Raw genomic sequence first — 3158 nt, 5'->3', positions numbered from 1 at the left:
CGCCGTCTCCGACGTGAAACGGTCACCGGTGAGCTGCATGCCGTCACCCGAGTCACCCGCGAACCTGATGACCACCCGATCCAGACGACGGACGTCCTTCGCCCCCACCGCTCTGCGCTGCTCTCCTACGACTGCTTCGTCGGCCTGCTCCGCTGGGCTACTGACCTGGCTGGTCACTGAACTGGACCTCCCTCGAGGCGGCTGTCCCGGACAGGCCTTCCCGCAGGCCTCCCTGGATCAACCCTACGACCGCAAGGGTCGCCTTCTTGGGGTGATTCGCATGTTGGACGCGACTTCGCGACGATCGGGCACTCCGACTCTCATGTCTGGAGTTTCACGAATTGAGGTACGTCAGCACGGCCAGCACCCTGCGGTGGTCACCGTCGCTCGGGGACAGCCCCAGCTTGAGGAAGATGTTGCTGACGTGCTTCTCCACCGCCCCGTCGCTGACCACGAGCTGCCGGGCGATCGCCGAGTTCGTGCGGCCCTCGGCCATCAGTCCCAGCACCTCCCGCTCCCGCGGGGTGAGCCCCGCCAGCACGTCCTGCTTGCGGCTGCGGCCCAGCAGCTGGGCCACCACCTCGGGGTCCAGCGCCGTACCGCCCCCGGCCACCCGCACCACGGCGTCGACGAACTCCCGTACCTCCGCCACCCGGTCCTTCAGCAGGTAGCCGACGCCCCGGCTGGACCCGGCGAGCAGCTCCGTGGCGTACCGCTCCTCCACGTACTGCGACAGCACGAGCACACCCAGCCCGGGGTGGGCCTTGCGCAGCTGCACCGCCGCCCGCACCCCCTCGTCGGTGTGCGTCGGCGGCATCCGCACGTCCGCCACGACCACGTCCGGCAGGTCGCCCTGCGCATCCAGCTCGGTGATCGTCTTGACCAGCGCGTCACCGTCCCCGACGCCCGCGACGACCTCGTGCCCGCGGTCGGTCAGCAGCCGGGTCAGGCCCTCCCGCAGCAGCACTGAATCCTCGGCGATGACCACCCGCACCCTGTCCTCCACGATGTTCGGCCCCCCTGGCCCGGCGCCGCCCGTCCGCGGACCCCGACGGCCCCGCGCCCACCCGTGCGACAGGTCCAGCATTTCAGGACCGGCGCCCGAATGGGACACGGGACGGGCATCCGGCCCGGCGGATCACCGCCCAGGGCCGACGTCCCGCAGGCGGGAGAGACTCGCAGGCCGGGGGAGGCCCGCAGGCCGGGGGAAGAACCTGCGGGGGCTCACTCCGCGCCGGACGCCGGGGCGCCCGCCCCCTCACCGGCCGGAGGGGACAGGCGCTGCCGGGTCTGTCCGTCGGCGGACGGGGTCGCCCGCCGGGGCCGGAGCCCGGGGTGCGTGCTCGGCGTTCCACCGGACGCACCCGCGGCGTCACCGGATCCGGGCGCCCCGCCAGGGCAGCTCCGCCGTCACCCGGGTCGGACCGCCGGCCGGGGAGTCCACGACGAGGATGCCGTCCACCGCGTCCAGCCGCTCGGCCAGGCCCGCCAGCCCGGAGCCCGCGGACGCGTCCGCGCCGCCCACGCCGTTGTCCACGACCTGGAGCATCAGCCGGTTCTCCGTGCGCCAGACCTCCACGCCCGCCCAGGTCGCCCGCGCGTGCTTGCTGACGTTCTGGAGCAGCTCCGACGCCGTGAAGTAGGCGATGCCCTCGATCGCCGGTGCCGGCCGCTCCGCCAGGTCCACCTCGACCTGCACCGGCACCGTGCAGCGGGACGCCACCGCCGACAGCGCCGCGTCCAGGCCCCGGTCCGTCAGCACCGCCGGGTGGATGCCCCGGGCCAGGTCCCGCAGCTCCTGGAGCGCGGTCTTCACCTCGCCGTGCGCCTCGTCCACCATGCGCGCGGCCGCGTCCGGGTCCTCCTGGAGCTTCTCCTTCGCCAGCCCCAGGTCCATCGCCAGCGCCACCAGGCGGGCCTGCGCCCCGTCGTGCAGGTCCCGCTCGATGCGCCGCAGGTCGGCCGCCGCCGTGTCGACCACGACCCCCCGGTCCGACTCCAGCTCCACCACCCGCGAGACCAGCCGCGACGGACCGAGCAGCCCGTGCACCATCAGCCGGTCCACCATCGTCAGCGCCCGCACGATCCACGGCGTGGCGATCGTGAACAGCAGCCCCACCAGCGCCGTCACGGTGATCTCGAACGGGTTGTCGAGGTACACCCGGTGCGTCTCGTCCCCGTACAGCTGCATCCCGTCCTGCCCGGCGTACATGGGGAACACCCAGAACCACAGTGGGTACGTCAGCAGCCCCCAGCCCAGCACCCAGACGTTCACGGCGACGACGAAGGAGAAGATCGCCCAGGGCAGTTGCAGCACCGAGTACAGCAGCGCCCGCCACGAGGTGCCGCTCTTCAGGACGGCCCCCATCCAGGCCATGGCGCCCTGCTTGCGCACCCGCAGCGGCTCCGGCTCGGCCACCTCCAGGCCCAGCAGCGACCGCGCCCGGGCCCGTTCCACCGCGCCGATGCCCCGACATCCGGCGAGCGCCGCCGCCAGCACCGGGATGCCCAGGAACGTCACCAGCAGGCCCGCCCCGAGCGAGACCATGGTGACCGCGTAGGTGAACAGCAGGATGCTGATCGGCAGGCCCAGCAGCACGTAGCCCAGCTCGCGCCAGGTGCGGCCCTCGACCGGCGCGCGCAGCGCGGCGGGCAGCCGGTGCCCCCGTCCGGTGCTCGTGCGGAACCCGGGCTCACCGTCGAGCTCGTACCCCTGTCCGTATCCCGTGGCCATCGGCGCCGTCCTTCTCCTCGTCCTGCGGCTGTTTCCTCGTATCTCCACCCTCCTCCTCCCGGCACCCGCGGACCATGAAGGCCGTCGGCCTCTTGGACGGGGGGTTTTCCCCACCCCACCCCGCCCCACCCCACCCCGCCCCACCCCACCCCGCCGCGCCGGGCGGGCGCGGCATGCGCGAGGCCCCGCCGGCCAGGAGCCGGCGGGGCCACGGGGAGACGGGGAGACGGGGCGGCTGTGGAAGGGGCCGCCGGGGGACGGAGGCGGCTGGTGCGACGGGCCGCCGGGGACGGGGGTGGCCATCGGGAGGGCCGCGGGGAGACGGGTGCGGCTAGGTTCTGTCTCTTTGGTCAGCGCCGGGTCCAGATGAGGATGCCCGCGAGGTGGAGTGCGGCCTGGTAGGCGATCGCGAGCTTGTCGGTTC

General features: G+C 73.5%; 2 protein-coding genes. Both read right to left on the bottom strand.

The annotated features are described in order from the left end of the window. Positions 1–334 precede the first annotated feature (334 nt). Positions 335–994 carry a LuxR C-terminal-related transcriptional regulator gene (locus tag ACH4C6_RS36295; RefSeq protein WP_398112833.1) on the bottom strand — a complete coding sequence of 220 codons (660 nt, stop codon included), beginning with the start codon at positions 992–994 and terminating at the stop codon, positions 335–337. Between the two features lie 378 nt (positions 995–1372). Continuing rightward, positions 1373–2734 (bottom strand): sensor histidine kinase, encoded by a 1362-nt coding sequence (locus ACH4C6_RS36290; protein ID WP_398112832.1) that lies wholly within the window; start codon positions 2732–2734, stop codon positions 1373–1375. Positions 2735–3158 lie beyond the last annotated feature (424 nt).

Source organism: Streptomyces sp. NPDC017943 (genome assembly GCF_044328425.1).
GTDB classification, from domain to species: domain Bacteria; phylum Actinomycetota; class Actinomycetes; order Streptomycetales; family Streptomycetaceae; genus Streptomyces; species Streptomyces djakartensis_A.
The sequence above is the reverse complement of the archived record's forward strand: the minus strand, read 5'-3'. Positions and strand labels throughout refer to the sequence as shown.

What these genes read in the sequence shown, in the direction of transcription:
- ACH4C6_RS36290 (WP_398112832.1), bottom strand. Translation starts at nt 2,734, where the DNA reads ATGGCCACGGGATACGGACAGGGGTACGAGCTCGACGGTGAGCCCGGG.